This is a genomic window from Quatrionicoccus australiensis (assembly GCF_020510525.1).
GTDB lineage: Bacteria > Pseudomonadota > Gammaproteobacteria > Burkholderiales > Rhodocyclaceae > Azonexus > Azonexus australiensis_B.
The window spans coordinates 1,733,968-1,750,829 of sequence record NZ_CP075188.1 but is presented as its reverse complement, the minus strand read 5'-3'; the positions used below and the strand labels follow the sequence as shown (position 1 = coordinate 1,750,829).

Sequence of the window (16,862 nt, the reverse complement as noted above, 5' to 3'; positions counted from 1 at the left end):
CAGCTGTTTTTCAGGCGCGGGAAATCTTGACGGCGCACTTCTTGTAGTCCGTTTCTTTCGAGATCGGGCAGGTGGCGTCCAGCGTCAGCTTGTTCACCAGCTTGCCTTCGTCGAAGAAGGGGATGAAGACGAGACCGAGCGGCGGCTTGTTGCGGCCCTTGGTCTCGACGCGCAGCTGGATTTCACCGCGGCGCGATGCCACCTTGACCTTCATGCCGCGTTGCAGGCCGCGCTTCTTGGCATCGTCCGGATGCATGAAGACGACGGCTTCCGGCACGGCGCGGTGCAGTTCCGGCACACGCCGGGTCATCGAACCGGTATGCCAGTGCTCCAGTACCCGCCCGGTGCACAACCACATGTCGAATTCGGCATCCGGTTTTTCCGGGGGGTCCTGGTAGGGCAGCGCGTAAATCACGGCCTTGCCATCCTTGTAGCCGTAGAAGCGGATACCTTCACCCTTCTTGACGTAGGGATCGTAGCCTTCACGGAATCGCCACAGCGTTTCCTTGCCATCGACTACCGGCCAGCGCAGACCACGCGCCTTGTGATAAACGTCGAAGTCAGCCAGATCGTGGGCGTGACCACGACCAAAGCGGGCGTATTCCTCGAACAGGCCCTTTTGCAGATAGAAGCCGAGTTCCTCGCTTTCGTCGTTGGTGTAGTTCTTGATGGCGTGCTGATTGACCTTGACGGTTTCGCTCTTCGGGAACTTGTTGACCACCTTGTTGGCGTAGAGCACATCGAACAGGGTCTTGCCCCGGTATTCGGGTTTTTTGGCGATCAGATCGGCCGGCCAGACGTCCTCGACCTTGAAACGCTTCGAGAACTCGATGTACTGCCAAAGATCGGACTTGGCCTCGCCCGGCGCCTTGACCTGCTGCCGCCAGAACTGGGTACGCCGCTCGGCATTGCCGAATGCGCCTTCCTTCTCCGTCCACATCGCAGAAGGCAGGATGAGGTCGGCCGCCATCGCGGAAACGGTCGGGTAGGCATCGGAAACAACGACGAAGGCGGCGGGATTGCGCCAGCCCGGATAGATTTCCTGATTGACGTTCGGCCCGGCCTGCATGTTGTTGGTCGTGCTCGTCCAGTAGCACTTGAGTTTGCCGTCCTTCAGGGCACGGCTCTGCGCCACGGCATGCAGGCCGATCTTGTCGGGAATGGTGCCTTCCGGCAGTTGCCAGAGTTCCTCGGTATGCTTGCGGTGCTCCGGATTGGTCACCACCATGTCGGCCGGCAGACGATGGGCAAAGGTGCCGACTTCACGCGCCGTACCGCAGGCCGAAGGCTGACCGGTAAGCGAGAACGGGCTGTTGCCGGGTTCGGAAATCTTGCCAACGAGGAGGTGCACGTTGTAGATCATGTTATTGACCCAGGTGCCGCGCGTATGCTGGTTGAAGCCCATGGTCCAGAAGCTGGTGACCTTCTTCTTCGGATCGGCATAAACCTCGGCCAGCTTCTTCAGGCGATCAACCGGAACGCCGGACAGCTTGCTGACCTTCTCGGCCGTATATTCCGAAACGAACTTCTTGAATTCCTCGAAATTGCTTGGCCGGGCATCGCTCGGGTTGTTCTTCGGTTTGCCATCGGCTCCCGGATAACCGTTGAACTTGGCATCCTTCTCCAGCGCATGTGCCGGCCGCAAACCAAAGCCAATGTCGGTTTCGCCAATTTTGAAATTGACGTTTTTCTCGACGAAAGCCTTGTTTACCTTGCCAGTCTGGATGATGTAGTTGCAGATGTAGTTGAGGATGGCGAGATCGGTTTGCGGCACGAAAATCATGCCGTTGTCAGCCAGTTCGAAGCTGCGATGCTCGAAGGTGGACAAGACATGCACCTCGGCCCCGGCATGGGTCAGGCGACGGTCGGTAATGCGCGACCACAGGATCGGGTGCATTTCCGCCATGTTTGAGCCCCACAACACGAAGACGTCGGCATTTTCGATGTCGTCGTAGCAACCCATCGGTTCGTCGATGCCAAAGGTCCGCATGAAGCCGGTCACGGCAGATGCCATGCAATGACGCGCATTGGGATCGAGGTTGTTGGTGCGGAAGCCGGCTTTCATCAGCTTGGAAGCGGCATAGCCCTCCCAGATGGTCCACTGGCCGGAACCGAACATGGCGATCGACGACGGCCCGGTCGTCTTCAGTGCATCCTTCCACTTCTCCTCCATGACGTCGAAGGCCTGCTTCCAGGTGATGGGCTGGAAATCACCCTCCTTGTCGTACTTGCCGTTCTTCATGCGCAGCAGCGGCTTGGTCAGGCGATCTTCGCCATACATGATCTTCGACAGGAAGTAGCCCTTGATGCAGTTCAGGCCGCGATTGACCGGCGCATCCGGGTCGCCCTGGGTGGCCACGATGCGGCCTTGTTGCACGCCGACCAGCACCGAGCAGCCGGTCCCGCAGAAGCGGCAGGCCGCCTTGTCCCAGCGGATGTCGGTCCCGCCGGCCGGGGCGGCAACCGGCTTGGCGGCATCGGCCGCCAGCGGAATCCCCGCCGTGGCGGCAGCGGCCGCAATGGCCTGGGTTTTCAGAAATTCACGTCGGTTCATGGTCATGGTCAAACCTCCTCAAGAGCTTCGTCGCTGTATTCGTAAGCCAAAGTCACCGACATGATGTCGGCCACCTGATGGACCTGGATAATCGAGTCGGAGACGGCGTAACCTTCGCCATCCTCGACGACAACAATCATTCGTCCCGCACCGTCGTCATGCGCGACGGCGGCGCCGGCAACGGCTTCCACCCCCGCCTTGACCTGTTCGGCGCGAGCCGGGAAATATTTCAGAACCAGACTGACAATCTTCATGCGGCACCTTGCGTGGCAATGGAACGTGAGGAATCGGGGAACATGGCGATCGCCTGCGTCGGGCAATCGGCCAGGCAGGCGCCGCAGCCGGTGCAGGCGGCAACATCGAGTTGCGGCAGGGAGACGCCACCGAGACGCGGCGGAAAGCTGATCGCCCGCGCTTCGCAGGCTTCGCCGCAGGTGCGGCAAACAACATTGAGGACGGCCAGACAGGTCTTGGCGAAAACCGGCAGCAAGGACCAGGCGGCCTGCCCGTCGATTTTTTCCAGGGCACCGTCGCGGCAGGCGCTCAGGCAGTCGCCGCAGAAGGTGCAGCCGGCAGGCGCCCGGCCCGGCGTGAAGTCGGCCTCGGGAAAGCCGCCACTGCCCTTGACCAGCAGATGGGTCGGGCAGGCATCGATACAGGCATCGCAACGCGTGCAGTTTTCCAGGAAAGCCGCCTCGGCCAAGGCCCAGGGCGGGCGCATGACATCGCCACTGCCGTTGTGGCGAACCCCGAGAAATGCGCGGCGGGAAACTTGCACCTTGACTGCCCCCTTGAATGATCTGAGCTGCATCATAGGGAGGCGTTTCCGTGAAAAACAGGGGGTAAAAGACGTCGACCGCTACGCCTCCTACCTCCAAAGCGGTAGATGATTCGCCCCGCTGGCACAGGCATTTCCACGTAAAATCAAGGCCATGTAAAAACACGCCGCGCCGGGTGCCACCTTCGGGCAATACCCACAACGCCAGCCGGGGTAAGCCGCAATACACACCATGACAAGCTTCTTGAAATCGATTACCCATGCCCTGCGCGACTCCGTGCTGGCCCGGCTCGGCATCGCGATGGGCACACTCGCCCTGCTCTCCTTCATTTCCATCGTGATGTCCACGGCGGTGGCCGACAACATCAGCGGCAAGGCGAACGCGATCAATCTCTCCGGTTCGCTGCGCATGCTGAGCTTCCGCACCCTGAGCGAGGTACAGCAGCCGGACAAGCGGCGCCAGGCGCTCGACACCGTCGACCAGTTCGAACGCCGCCTGAACAGCCTGGACCGCTTCATCAAGGCCAAGTCGGTCGACAACGTCGCGCTCGATGACGCAATCGGCGTCGTCAGCACGCACTGGCAGGCCAGCATCCGGCCGCTGGCGCGCGCCGCCGCCGAAGGCAACGCCGACGCGCTCAACGAAATGGCGCAGGACGTGCCGGTCTTCGTCGGCCAGATCGACCTGGTGGTGCAACTGATCGAGGAAGATCTCGAGCGCAAGGTCAATTTCCTGCGTGCCACGCAATTCGTGCTGCTTGCGATCATCGTCCTGCTCAGCCTGGTCACCACCTGGATGCTGCGCCGGCAGCTGGTACTGCCCCTCGCCGAACTGCTCAAGGCGGCAAAAACCGTGTCGCAGGGCGCGTTTACCGTGCGCGTCCAGCATGTCACCAGCGATGAGCTGGGCCAGATGGGGCGCGCCTTCAACACCATGATCGGCGAAATCGCCAACATGTACGCCCACCTCGAAGACAAGGTCGAGGAGAAGACCGAGGAGCTGACCCGCAGCAATCGCTCGCTCGAACTGCTCTACCGGACCAGCCAGCAACTATCGGCCAGCGACCTCAAGCTGGACATGATCCAGGCCATCCTGCAGGAAGTTGAAAGCGCCCTCGAACTCGGCCACAGCATGGTCTGCATCAGCGAGAACGGCCAGCTGCCGGCGCACCCGGTACTCGGCGACCTGAGGCCGGACGAGTTGCAGGCGCTATGCGGTCAACACGATTGCGGGCACTGTTTTGAACGCGCCCAGCAACCGCTCGCCGAACAGGCCGCGGCGGCCGACCCGACGGCACAGCAGATCCTCTTCCTGCCGATCGGCGACAGCGAGAAACTGCGCGGCACCATGCCCATCTTCATCAAGGCCGGCGCCGCGCTACCGCGCGACAAGGCGCGCATCATCGAAACGGTGGGCCACCATGTCTCGAACGCCCTCTCCAACATGCGCCGCGCCGAAGAAAAGCACCGTCTCGCGGTGCTCGAGGAACGCTCGGCGATCGCCCGCGAACTGCACGACTCGATCGCCCAGTCGCTGAGTTACCTGAAAATCCAGGTCACCCGCCTGGAAAAGAACATCGACCCGGCCACCGACGCCTACGCCATTGCCCAGGAACTGAAGAACGGCCTCAGCTCGGCCTACCGCGAACTGCGCGAACTGATCACCACCTTCCGCCTGCGCATCGACGAGCGCGGCTTCAATGCGGCGCTGCAGGAAACCATCGCCGAATTCTCGGAAAAACTCGGCTTTCCCGTCCGCCTCGACAACGCCCTGTCCGGCATCGTGCTGACCGGCAACGAGGAAATGCACGTCATCCGCGTCATCCGCGAAGCGCTCGGCAATATCGAACGCCATGCCGGCGCCAGGACAGCCAGCGTGGACATCCGCGTCGACGACGAACATGCGGTCAGCGTCCGCATTGCCGACAACGGCCGCGGCTTCGATCCGGAGCGCATTCCCGCCAACCATTTCGGCACCAGCATCATGCGCGACCGCGCCCTGATCCTCGGCGGCGAACTGTCAATCGAAACCGGCTTCGGCCAGGGCACCGCGATCACGCTCAGTTTCCGCCCGCAAAGCTACCGCCAGCCCACACCCTGAGGAACCCCATGCCCGATATCACCCGCGTCCTGGTCATCGACGACCATCCCCTGTTCCGCCGCGGCGTCTGCCAGTTGCTCGAACTCGAAAGCGGCTACGCCGTGGTCGGCGAAGCCGCGAGCGGCCAGGAAGGCATCGCCCGCGCCCGCGAACTCGACCCCGACCTGATCCTGCTCGACCTCAACATGAAAGGCATGAACGGCCTGGAAACCCTGCGCACCATGCGCGACCACGAGATCGACGCACGCATCATCATCCTCACCGTCTCGAACGCCCCGGAAGACCTGATCGCCGCCATCCGCGCCGGCTCCGACGGCTACATCCTGAAAGACAACGACCCGGCTGACATGCTCAGCCTGATCGGCAACGTGATGAAAGGCCAGAACGCGATCAGCCCGGAGCTGACCAGCCTGCTTGCCACTGCGCTGCGCCAGGAAAGCGTCGTCGACAGCCGCAACGCCGCCAACCTGACCGAACGCGAAACCGCCATCCTGAAATGCCTGGCCGTCGGCAAATCAAACAAACTGATCGCCCGCGAACTCGACATCATGGAAAGCACGGTCAAGGTACACATCCGCAACCTGCTGAAAAAACTAAAATTTCGCTCGCGCGTCGAAGCCGCGGTCTGGGCGGTAGCGAACCAGATTCACTGAGGTCACTTTGGCAATTGCACTGTGTAGGTGACTTGTTGCTCAAGCACTCCTCCATGTCCGGCTGTATTTGTATAGGAGTAGTTTCCGAGAGTGATTGTGAGGCTCTCTTTCGTGACCTGAACCTCCCAAAGCATCGGCCACTTTCCCTCCGGAATGAACTGAGAAATATCGGGAAGATCAACCCGCAATGCACCGATTGGATTCCCGGTTTGCGTAAAGCGATGAACAATTAGCTGCTCTTTGTCTCGTCTTTTTATCGCGAAGACATCGCTCTCACCGCAGACCACTACCTCCATCAAAGCAGGCGCTTTCGCCAATTGGATGGCAGTCTGTTTTATGGGAATCTGATTTCCATTCTTCAAAAGAAGCGAGTGTCCAACCATATGCCATCCGCCGCCATCGCGATATTGGCGAATGTTCTCAATGCCTTCTACGATTCCTTTGCAGTTATTGCGGAGGTAGCCTGAGCCGGTCCAGTTTCCCTGTGCTTTTTGACAATCGTCGGCAGTAACGGTTTGGGGCACGCCAGAGGATTGTTTGACTTTGGCTGTCAGCACAGGGGCATTCATTTCCGCCCTGATGTTCTGTTCCGCAGCCTCCTCAAGTTGAGGATTAGGTAATGGGTGAATGCGCGCACATGACTCTTCTTTCGCTACGTAGAACTTACTAGCCTCTAAAATTGGCTGTCCTGGCTTTGTGCCCCCCCCAACCAGCACCGCCTTCTAATCTGACTTTGTCTTGCGGCGTAATCAGTTTGTCCCTGTATTCTTTCCCGTAGCGTATGTCATGGGTACTTCGAAGTAGGTTCACTTTCAGATTTGCTGGCAATTCGACAAGTGGAATACGCCTCCACATTTCATTTTTAAAAGCAAACGCAACGAGACCTTCTTGGGGAAAATCGTATTTGTTGCATGGTGCCCAATCATGTATCGGCATAACTAAGAAGGGGGTGTTGCCGATGACGTCAAGAATGTCTGGCATGTAGTCAAAAAAACCACTTGTCATCATTTTCCCACTTCACTTTTTTTCCATCGAGAGAAAAGTGAATCGATTGCTTTTTGAGGCGCCCTCTACCAGATCGGCCCCATTCATCCGGCCCATAGGTGGCATCGCGATGAACCAAGAGTAGTTGCCCGTTGGAAAGCAAAACCTCTTCGTTCCAGGAAACCGTTTTTGACATAAACGGGAATCCCGCCGCTGCGCCCAGGCTGACGCATAAAAAAGAAACCACGAATAGACGAGTGAGTGACATTTATTACTCTCAGCTGCGCTGCAGGAAATAGCGCTCATGCCATCATCGTGACGCGAACCACATGGAATAACAAGCCAACTTTTTAGTCTCTCGATTTGGCCACAGATGGCAGCTACGGGGCGATTGATAATTTGAGCCTGGCCCCTTTTATTCCACTTTTATTCACATATATTAGTCCGACAGGCTGCTAGAAAAGCACATCCCCATCGTCCGCAGGTGCCGGGGTACGCTCCCTACTTTCACGAGATATCCTCCCGCCAATGGACGCCTGGACAAGGAGACGAAAGCTAGGAATCAGAGGAAGGAGCTTGCTATAGTAAATGGGAGCCCCGTCAGATGAACGGAGTTCTTTCCATATATCTTGCTCGAAGAGCCATTCCCAAGACCTATCCGAGCAGGCGTGGAGTAAGAAAACGGCCTGCCTAAGCTCGGAGGTTATATCCTGCCAATCGGGGAGGCGCCCCGAGGATAACTCGGAATAGAAAGTATCCAGCACCCGATCCGCCAGTGCTATGTCCTCCGCCATGACCACAGGATCAAACTCCACCTCCTCTTCCGTCCAATGGGAGTAATCCGTCATTTTTTGCTCCCCCAAAGGGACATTTCCTTGATCCGGGCCAGCTCCACGCGGAAAGCCGCAATGTGGGAATTGAACGATTGTTCCAAAATCTCCTGAGCCTGCAGGTAGGCGGCTTTTAAGTCCGTCTCCGCCTCCCAATCTCTCGGGGCCTCCGTGTTTTGCCGGTCAAGATAGTCTCGGACTCGCTCGAAAGCTTCCTCAACCGCGAGATAAGCCCTAGCCCGCTCCTCATGGGATTCTCCTTTGTATTGCGCATACAAGTGGGGAATCTCGCACAGGTCCTCGGTGGCCTGGGAAATACTGCTAGGTGCTGGTTTTTGGTTCATGATGAATCCTCATGTAGTTGATGATGGTGATACAGGCGCCATTGTGGTTATCACGACATGAAAAATGCCAATAGATTTCCGCACAAACCAACCACAAAAAAGAGAAAGTAACGGCATTGGGGTCAGACTGAAGTGGCCCCCTGAGTCAAGTGCGTATTCCACCCCAAACCAGCCACCGATTCCGATTCAAACCCTGCCACTGATTCCAGTCGAAAGCAGCCACCCGCTCCACTCGAAACCCTACCAGCCATTCCGATCCAAAGTCGGCCACTCATTCCAAAGGAAACCCGCCACGCAGGCGGGTTCATTTTTTGAGCCGGTTGCGCTCAGGTCGTCGCTGATTTCCGTGCCCGCTGTTTACGCATCGACTCCCCCTTCAGTTCAAGGCGGTGCGAGCCGCTGACCAGACGATCCAGGATGGCATCCGCCACCGTCGGATTGCCGCCGCTCAGGTAGTCGTGCCAGCGATCCACAGGCAATTGGCTGGTGATCAGCGTCGAACGAGTGCCGTTGCGGCATTCAATTACCTCAAGCAGATCATTACGCCCAACCGCATTGAGCGCCGCCATCCCGAAGTCGTCTAAAACCAGTAGATCGACTTTGGCCAGTTGCATGAGCCGCTTACGGAAACTGCCATCGCCGTGCGACACCGCCAAATCTTCTAACAACAAGGGCAAACGCAGAAAGCTGACGGACATCCCCTGCCGACAGGCCTGATTACCAAAAGCACATGCCAGCCAGGTTTTACCACTCCCTGTCGGGCCAGTCGTGATCAGGTTATGCCCATGCCGAATCCAGTTGCCCAAAGCCAGCGAAGCGATCTCAGCCCGATCCAGCCCACGACCTGGCCGGAAATCAATGTCTTCTACACATGCACTCTCACGCAACTTGGCCAACAGCAGAAGGCGCTGCAATTTTCGATTCTCCCGGCAGGTGGATTCCTGATCGACCAGCAATCCGAATCGCTCTTCGAAACTCAGCGGTCCGGCCAGTGTGCTGGCCAGTTGATCCTCGAAACCTTTGGCCATGCCAAATAGCTTCATCTCGTTAAGCTTATGTAGGGTGTCTTGTATCATCATGGTTGTTTTCCCTCAATTAATGGTAATAGTCGGACCCGCGTACATTCGGGTGATGGAAGGAGGCTTCCTGGAAGTCGTCATCGGGTGCTTGCTGCTGATCCAGTCCCGTCCGTAGAATTGAGCGCACACTACTCAATGAATTGGCGCCGATATCGATGGCACGTGTACACCCAGCCTCCAGACGTTCGGCGCCGAATTCCTTTTCCATACGTTTCAACGCGCCGGCTGAGCGGTAACCTTGCTCCTTGAGCTTCGTCGTCGATAGCAGGATCTGCAGGAAGGCTCGGGTATTCGGACCGATCGTCGTCGCCCAGACCAATTCATGGTCTGCGCTCCATAATCCAAAGTAGCGATCCGCCGGTTGCAGATGCTGAGGATCAATGACCGGCACCACGCCACCACTTCTGGCGTGGCTCGCCACTCGTCGACCACGATGCAGGATTTCAATGGTGGCCGACGTGATCCGCAATTCGATCGATTGTTTGCAAAGGGTGAAGGGCGCACTGTAGATACACCCGTCGACATCGAAACAGCCATCGAGCCCAATGCGGACCTTGCGGAACTCGGTGTATTCGAAGGCCTGTGTCGGCAACGCCGTGAGTTCCGGTTGATCCAGCGCTTCGAATTGCGTGCGCCGGGAACCAGGAAGCTTTTGGAACTTGCGCTCATTCAGATCATTGAGCAATTCGCAAATCGCTTCATTCAATTCCAGCAAGTTCGTAAAAACCCGCTTGCGCAAGCGAAACAGAATCCAGCGCTCGACGATCAGCACGGCGTTTTCAGCTTTGGCTTTGTCTTTGGGCTTGCGTGGCCGGGCTGGCAGAATCAGCGTGTTGTAGTGTTCTGCCAGATGCAGATAGGCCGGATGCACTTTCGGTTCGGTGCGGCTTGCCTTGGTGACCGCCGATTTCAGGTTGTCGCAAACGACGGCCTGCGGAACCCCGCCGAAGAACTCGAACATTCGCGTGTGGGCGGCAATCCAGTCGGGCAACTGCTGGCTCCAATGCGCCTCGGCGTAGGTGTAATTCGACGCACCGAGTATCCCGACAAAAATTTGGGCCTTTCGCACTTCCCCGGTCTCTGGATCAAGGATGACGACCGTCGATCCTGCATAGTCGACAAACACCCGCTCGCCAGCGACATGGGTTTGCCGCATGTAACGCTTCAAACCCTGCTGCCATTCGCGATAACGATCACAAAATAGACTGTAGCCGATGCCACTCGGCTGTTCAGCTAAAAATTCCTCGTGTAGCACCTGCAGCGTGGCCCCCTTACGTTTCATTTCGTGATGAATGACCGCCCACGCCGGTTCCGGCTTGCGAAGCGCATTCACGCTCATTGGGGGAAAGAGCCGATCCTCCAATTGCGCGTCATCGAGATCGGGCGGCAGCGGCCAGTTAAGACCGGTCGCTGTAGCTCGTGTCAGATAATCGGTCACGACATCGCGACTGAGTCCAAGACTCCTGGCGATACGACGCCGGCTGGCGCCGGCTTCAAAAGCAAGGCGCAGAACTTGCCGAATTTTGCGCATGGCGATTCTCCTGTTGGCCATGATGATGCCGGCCGCGCCAGGGCGCAGACGGCTGTTTCTCCAGGTGAGACCCGCGTGCGCCATCCTTCTGGAAGGCGCCGGAGCCGATCATTGGGAACATAGGGAAGGCCGCCGGTCTTGACAGACCGGCTAGAGGAATCGCAAAATCCGTGCGAAGTTTAGTTACGGAAGTTCTGAAAGGGCTTGGAGGTGGTACTCCGAGCCCTTTTGCTTTTCCTGGCCCCAAATTGACATTGAGCGTCAGGTCATGGCTTAACCTCCCCATCGGTTGCGCCATCCTCATGCGGGAGCCGTTTCGATACTGCATGGCGGGGCTTGAATACGTAACGCTCCGGCCAGAGCTCTTCAATCGAAAGCCCGAGCAGGCCGGCAATGTGTTGCGCCACGGCATACGCCGAGATCCGGCCATAGATGACGTTGCTGACCACGCCGCCGGAAACGCCAACATCCCGGGCGATCTGGGCCTGCGTCTTGCCAAGGCGGCGCAGGCGATAGCTAATTTCGATAGCGTCCATGCTCAATTGAGGTGACATTGGTTTATTAGAAGAGTAGCCTATCTGTTAGCGGATAACGACATTCGCGATAGAGACAAATATACGCTATATGAGAATATCAAATCAAGGAAATTGGGGAGATGCCCCGCTTGGACTGGAGGGACTGGCTCTCCGCTTCGCGCAAGCGATTTCCCATACTGGCCTGAATCAATCGGAATTTGCCCGTACGCTGGGCATTTCGGCCGGTTTCGTCAGTGACGTGGTGCGCGGTCAGAAAAAGCCGGGTGCGGAGTTTCTCTATGCCGTGCGGACCACCTTCGGCATTTCCGTCGATTGGCTGCTCACGGGCGAAGGAAACCTCACAGGGAATAGCGGTATCGATCTTGACCTGCTGCGGACCGTTCGATTGCAGATTGCTGTGGCCCGTTCGGCGATCATCGACGCCAACCCGACGGCAAAAGCCTTGCTGCTCCTGATTCGCGACGGCCGCTTGCAGGAAGCCGCCGCCGAACCCGATATCCGCGCCTTTCTCGACCTGGTTGCCCCGACCGATCCCGATGCGGAACTCGCGATAGAACTGTACAACGGGCAATTGTGGACCACCGATGCCGGCGCCCAGCGGCGCAATTTGCTGGCAGCCGCCATGGCGCATTTCGAGGCCCGAAAGCCCATTGATAAGGTGGCCGCCCTGGCCCGCTCATCCGGCAGCACCATACAGATCAATATCAGCCCCTCGCAACGCAATGCGGGACGTGACTATCACGAGGGCTGAACGGTTTTTCTCAACCGTAAGGGAGTGCATCATGAAGGACGAGCAACCGCAAGACCTCGACATCACTCAACTGAATCTGGCCCTCGAACAACGCAATGCCGGCCGGGACTACCACGAGTATTTCATCCCCGGCAGCATCAAGCTGGTATTGGCCACCTGGACCAAAGAGAAACTGGATCGCGTCGCCAAAGACAATGACCGGTTGTTTGGGTATCGCTTCGGATTTAAGGCAACCAAAGTAGTTCGTGAGGAAACCATCGACTTTCAGAATAAATACGATCTCTCGGATGACGAAATCCGCTGGTTGAAGCGTGCGGGCCACATCCGTATCACTCGCACCGAGTTCATCATTGATCGTAGTCGCTTGATGCCTATTTATGGCTGGATACAGCTCAGTATTCTGAGCGCCATTCTCTGTGGCGGAATTTTCCAGGTGGCGCTTTCTGCCGAGCCAGAATGGAAACGGATGTTGGGCCAAATTCTTCTCGGCCTCATCTGGCTGGGCGCAGGTGCAGTTTTACTCAAAATGTTTGTCGTGCCGTGGCGCACGCTAAAACAATCTGGCGTTCTTGATACCCCAGAAAAAGCACGCTGAGCGCACTGAATTAACCTCTCCGGCACCCGCCCACACCTCGTTGGAACAGATCATTCCGACATGGCGGCTACGACTTGGATGATCGCGTGCCGGAGAGCATGACAAGCAGGGCGACCAATGCCAGCAGTGGTAAAGCAAAATAAACCACGATATCCCAAGTCATCAGGGACGAATCTCCTCTCGATCTCGCTTTTAATACTCCCATATTTCATATCCTTTTGAAATATCACGAAGGTCTGAACTGAGTTGCCCCCCCCAATGCACGCTCCGTTAATTTGTTCCAGATATGCAAAAAAACGTACGAAATATGACGTTTGTTGTATTGACGTGGCATGGTCTCGTACTCAGAATGCCCTTAACTAAAATGGGCTATTCAGATAACAATGGCATCAGTGGGAAAGCTGCGGGACAACGATGTGCTGTGGCTGCTCGGTAGCCTCTGCAGCCTTTATCGCCAGCCATTCGATGCCAATCTCGTCGCGCAGGAATTCCCGCCGCCGTATTCGCTGGAAACCTTCCACGAATCCGCCCGGGCGCTGGGCTATAAAACCGGGACTTGCACCACCGCCCATCTGGATTGGTTGAAGCTGCCGCTGCCGTCCATTGCTTTCCTGCGCGCGACTCCGGAAACCGTACCCGAAGCAGAAACACCGCAGGCCACCATTCCCGTCCTCGTCCTCAAGACGGATGGCCAGAAGCTTCTCTATTTTCGGGCTGGCTCGCAAACCCCGGAAACCATCGCGGTCGAAGAAGTCGCCACCCAGTTCGAAGCCGAAATCATCCTGATTTCCCGTGAAGCCAGCGGCACCAATAAGGGTGACGAAGTTCCCGGTTTCACGGCCGAGAAGAAGGAATTCGGGTTTAAATGGTTCATCCCCGAACTCCTCAAACACAAAACCATCTGGCGCGACGTGCTGCTCGCCAGCCTGTCCATTCAACTGGTCGGTTTGGCGACGCCGCTGTTCACCCAGGTCATCATCGACAAGGTCGTCGTCCACCAAACCAACAGCACCCTGATCGTACTGGGCGTGGCACTCGTCATGTTCATGCTGTTCACCAGCACCATGACCTGGTTGCGTCAGTACCTGGTGCTGCACACCGGCAACCGCATCGATGCTGTGCTCGGTAGCCAGGTCTTCCGGCACCTGCTCAGGCTGCCGCTGCCCTATTTCGAGAACCGTCCCACCGGCACCCTGGTCGCCCGCCTGCACGGCGTCGAAACCATCCGCGAATTCGTCTCTAGCGCCGCCGTCACGCTGGTCCTCGATTTCCCCTTCCTGCTCATCTTCCTGGCCGTGATGTTTGCCTATAGCTGGCAACTCTCGCTGATCGCCGTCGGTTTGCTCGGTGCCATCGCCTTCATCAGCTTCCTGGTCGCCCCGGTATTTCGCGACAAGCTCAACCTGCAGTTCATGCTTGGCGCCAGAAACCAGTCCTTTCTCACCGAGTACGTCGCGGGCATGGCGACGGTGAAGTCATTGCAGATGGAAGCCGACATCGACAAGAAATACGGCGACTTCCTCGCCCAATATCTGGCGGCCGGCTTCTCGACCAAGCAGGTCGGCAATACCTACAACGTCATCGCCAACGGCCTCGAACAAGTCATGACACTGGCCATCCTGGTCGTCGGTGCCTTGCTGGTCATGCAGAACGATGGCTTTACGGTGGGCATGCTGGTTGCCTTCCAGATGTTTGCCGGACGGATGAGCCAGCCGCTGTTGCGACTCGTCGGCTTGTGGCAGGAATTCCAGCAGGCCAATATCGCCGTCAAACGCCTCGGCGACATTCTCGACATGCCGCATGAACCGCACACCCTGACACCGACCCGCGAGAACCAGGGGCCGGGCCGCATCGACCTGCAACATCTTGCCTTTCGCTATTCCGAACACCACCCCTGGCTCTACAAGAATCTCAGCCTGAGCCTGAAACCCGGCCACCTTACCGTGCTGATGGGCCCCTCCGGTTGCGGCAAAAGTACCCTGGCCAAACTGTTGCTCGGTTTCTACCAACCCAACGAAGGCCATATCGCCCTCGACGGCAAGGATATCCGCCACCTCGCCGCCAACGAACTCAGAAACACCTTTGGCGTCGTGCCGCAGGAAACCGTGCTCTTCGCCGGCACCCTCTACGACAACCTGGTCATGGCCCACCCGCATGCCAGCTTCGAGGACGTCATCCAGGCCTGCAAGGCGGCGGAAATCCACGAAGTCATCGAAACGCTCAATGATGGATACCAGACGGAAATCGGCGAACGCGGTACCGGGCTATCTGGCGGGCAGCGACAACGCATCGCCATTGCCCGGGCGCTGCTCAAGCGGCCGAAGATTCTGGTCTTTGATGAAGCGGTGTCCAATCTGGATCAGCAGACGGCAGAACACTTTGCGCGAACGATCAACAAGCTCAAGGGGAAGGTGACGATGCTATTTATTACGCATCAGATTCCACGGGGGTTGCAGGTGGATGAAGTGATTGAGCTTGGTGTAACTACAACTCGGCAAATGGAGGTTGTAGAGGATGATAACTAATATCAACACCGACGGCGAATTCCTGACCACATTGGCTCGCAAGCCAACATCCCCAACAGCCACTACTGAGTGGAGGGCATTGACCTGCATTCCCAGGCGCTGCTCACAGCCTTCCTGCAAAGCGATCCAAACGCGGCCACCAACACCAATGCCAACGCAAAAAACGCTCAACCGGGTCACCTTCAAGCTGCCCGATCTATTGAAAATGTTGTTCGACAAGAACCTGTACGCCTTCGATACCAGTAAGGCAAATAGCACCGAAGGGAATGCGCCATGAGCTATGGATATTCGCTGTTGAGGCGCTTCGCACCGTTACTATCCCTGATCGCCCTGTTCAGCCTGAACGCCTGCGCCGGACTATTCGGATTGGGGGGCGATAGCTGGCAAGAAGAAGTCCTGCTGCATGACGGCAACAAGCTTGTCGTAGATCGAAGCGTCGAGCGAGGTGGCCCCCATGAAATTGGGCAGAAACCTGCCTACACCAAACAGACGCTGGCGTTTACGCATCCGGCCACGGGTGAGCGGGTCGTTTGGGAGGACAAGGCCACACCCGATTTGGGCAATAGCAATTTCCTGCCTATGGCGCTCGATATCTACCAGGGCAAGATTTATCTGGTCGCCAACCCGATGGGGTGCCTAGCCTACAACAAGTGGGGCAGGCCAAATCCACCCTACGTCATTTTCCGCTACGACGGCAAGACCTGGGTGCGTATTCCGTTGCACGAGCTACCGCCGGAAACCAAGACTCCTAACCTGATTGTTTCGTCGCCAGACACGCAAGTGGAGAGCCTACGGAAACGCTTTGTCGATTCAGAGGCCATCAAGCGACTAAATGCCGGATTTCGGCAACCCGAATACAAAGCCATTCTGCGGGAGGCCTTATCGAAGGAGCGGCTTGAGCAGATGTGCGAGGAACGGGTTTTGTACAACGGGTATTGGATTATTCCAAACGACCCGATTGCTCGAAGCATGATTGATCAACGCGAAAAGCAGGATAAGCAGTAATAAATCATTGAGGTAATCCCCCGGCTCTGCCGGGGGACTCACCCAGGTTTGACCTATACGGCGGTCGTTGTGAGTCTTCTATCTCGACCAAGAGAAGGAGATTCACGATGCAAGAGTATCAAAGCCTGAGTCACAGCCGGTGGAACTGTAAGTACCATGTGGTGTTCATCCCGAAGAAGCGGAAGAAACGGATATTTGGGGCACTACGCCCGCATCTCGGGGAGATTTTCCGAGAGCTGGCAAAGCAAAAGGAGTCGGAAATCGTCGAAGGGCACCTGATGGGTGACCACGTGCACATCTGCATCAGCATTCCACCGAAGTTTGCGGTGTCGAACGTGGTCGGCTTCCTCAAGGGCAAAAGCGCGATTGCGATCGCGAGAGATTTTGGTGGGCGAGCCCGGAATTTCACGGGCGAAGTGTTTTGGGCGCGAGGCTATTTTGTCTCGACGGTCGGGCTGGATGAGGCGATGGTGAGGGCCTACATTCGTAACCAGGAAGATCAAGATGAACGCTACGACCAGATGAAATTAGGCGTATAGCCGCCCTGGGCGGCTCCAGGTTTACCAGCGCCTTTGAGGCGCCCCAGTGATAGGCCC

17 protein-coding genes are annotated in these 16,862 nt (G+C 57.4%); 8 read left to right on the top strand and 9 right to left on the bottom strand.

Annotation, left to right across the window (positions count from 1 at the left end):
- Window positions 1-10: 10 nt before the first annotated feature.
- The 3 genes from napA to napF are packed head-to-tail and all read right to left on the bottom strand — an operon-like array spanning window position 11 to window position 3,368.
- Window positions 11-2,560, bottom strand: a complete 2,550-nt coding sequence (gene napA / locus KI612_RS08225; protein ID WP_226443327.1) for a nitrate reductase catalytic subunit NapA — start codon at window positions 2,558-2,560, stop codon at window positions 11-13.
- A 2-nt stretch (window positions 2,561-2,562) separates the two neighbouring features.
- Window positions 2,563-2,808 carry a chaperone NapD gene (locus tag KI612_RS08220; protein ID WP_226443326.1) on the bottom strand — a complete coding sequence of 82 codons (246 nt, stop codon included), beginning with the start codon at window positions 2,806-2,808 and terminating at the stop codon, window positions 2,563-2,565.
- The gene (gene napF, locus KI612_RS08215; RefSeq protein ID WP_226443325.1) at window positions 2,805-3,368 is read right to left on the bottom strand and encodes a ferredoxin-type protein NapF; all 564 of its coding nucleotides are present in this window, start codon (window positions 3,366-3,368) and stop codon (window positions 2,805-2,807) included. The genes KI612_RS08220 and napF overlap by 4 nt, the downstream gene beginning before the upstream one ends.
- 196 nt (window positions 3,369-3,564) lie before the next feature.
- Between napF and KI612_RS08210 the strand changes: the two genes are divergently transcribed.
- Together KI612_RS08210 and narL are read left to right on the top strand one after the other, a co-directional pair.
- Window positions 3,565-5,433, top strand: a complete 1,869-nt coding sequence (locus tag KI612_RS08210) for a histidine kinase (RefSeq protein WP_226443324.1) — start codon at window positions 3,565-3,567, stop codon at window positions 5,431-5,433.
- A gap of 8 nt (window positions 5,434-5,441) precedes the next feature.
- Entirely contained in the window at window positions 5,442-6,086 is a 645-nt protein-coding gene (narL, locus tag KI612_RS08205) for a two-component system response regulator NarL (protein WP_226443323.1), read from the top strand.
- Window positions 6,087-6,088: 2 nt separating this feature from the next.
- Here the strand turns inward: narL and KI612_RS08200 are convergent, their stop codons facing one another.
- From KI612_RS08200 to KI612_RS08175, 6 genes are all read right to left on the bottom strand, one after another.
- Window positions 6,089-6,655: a hypothetical protein gene (locus tag KI612_RS08200; protein ID WP_226443322.1), complete on the bottom strand. Its 567-nt coding sequence runs from the start codon at window positions 6,653-6,655 to the stop codon at window positions 6,089-6,091.
- A gap of 416 nt (window positions 6,656-7,071) precedes the next feature.
- A complete protein-coding gene (locus KI612_RS08195; RefSeq protein ID WP_226443321.1) occupies window positions 7,072-7,338 on the bottom strand; it encodes a hypothetical protein in 267 nt (88 codons plus the stop codon).
- 576 nt (window positions 7,339-7,914) lie between these two features.
- Window positions 7,915-8,244 (bottom strand): hypothetical protein, encoded by a 330-nt coding sequence (locus tag KI612_RS08190; protein ID WP_226443320.1) that lies wholly within the window; start codon window positions 8,242-8,244, stop codon window positions 7,915-7,917.
- Between the two features lie 326 nt (window positions 8,245-8,570).
- Window positions 8,571-9,323, bottom strand: coding sequence for an IS21-like element helper ATPase IstB (istB, locus tag KI612_RS08185; protein ID WP_226443319.1), 753 nt, complete (start codon window positions 9,321-9,323; stop codon window positions 8,571-8,573).
- A 16-nt stretch (window positions 9,324-9,339) separates the two neighbouring features.
- Window positions 9,340-10,854, bottom strand: coding sequence for an IS21 family transposase (istA, locus tag KI612_RS08180; RefSeq protein WP_226443318.1), 1,515 nt, complete (start codon window positions 10,852-10,854; stop codon window positions 9,340-9,342).
- A 266-nt stretch (window positions 10,855-11,120) separates the two neighbouring features.
- Complete coding sequence (locus KI612_RS08175; protein WP_226443317.1) at window positions 11,121-11,390, bottom strand: helix-turn-helix domain-containing protein; 270 nt, start codon at window positions 11,388-11,390, stop codon at window positions 11,121-11,123.
- 88 nt (window positions 11,391-11,478) lie between these two features.
- On the opposite strand from KI612_RS08175, the gene KI612_RS08170 reads away from it, so the two are divergent.
- The 6 genes from KI612_RS08170 to tnpA all read left to right on the top strand — a co-directional run bounded on the left by KI612_RS08170 (window position 11,479) and on the right by tnpA (window position 16,805).
- Entirely contained in the window at window positions 11,479-12,141 is a 663-nt protein-coding gene (locus KI612_RS08170; RefSeq protein ID WP_226443316.1) for a helix-turn-helix domain-containing protein, read from the top strand.
- Between the two features lie 31 nt (window positions 12,142-12,172).
- Window positions 12,173-12,736: a hypothetical protein gene (locus tag KI612_RS08165; RefSeq protein ID WP_226443315.1), complete on the top strand. Its 564-nt coding sequence runs from the start codon at window positions 12,173-12,175 to the stop codon at window positions 12,734-12,736.
- Window positions 12,737-13,119: 383 nt separating this feature from the next.
- Window positions 13,120-15,261 (top strand): peptidase domain-containing ABC transporter, encoded by a 2,142-nt coding sequence (locus KI612_RS08160; protein ID WP_226443314.1) that lies wholly within the window; start codon window positions 13,120-13,122, stop codon window positions 15,259-15,261.
- 148 nt (window positions 15,262-15,409) lie between these two features.
- Window positions 15,410-15,538, top strand: a complete 129-nt coding sequence (locus tag KI612_RS19840; RefSeq protein WP_264180833.1) for a hypothetical protein — start codon at window positions 15,410-15,412, stop codon at window positions 15,536-15,538.
- Entirely contained in the window at window positions 15,535-16,266 is a 732-nt protein-coding gene (locus KI612_RS08155) for a hypothetical protein (protein WP_226443313.1), read from the top strand. The genes KI612_RS19840 and KI612_RS08155 overlap by 4 nt, the downstream gene beginning before the upstream one ends.
- Before the next feature lie 107 nt (window positions 16,267-16,373).
- Complete coding sequence (gene tnpA / locus KI612_RS08150; protein ID WP_226443312.1) at window positions 16,374-16,805, top strand: IS200/IS605 family transposase; 432 nt, start codon at window positions 16,374-16,376, stop codon at window positions 16,803-16,805.
- Window positions 16,806-16,862 lie beyond the last annotated feature (57 nt).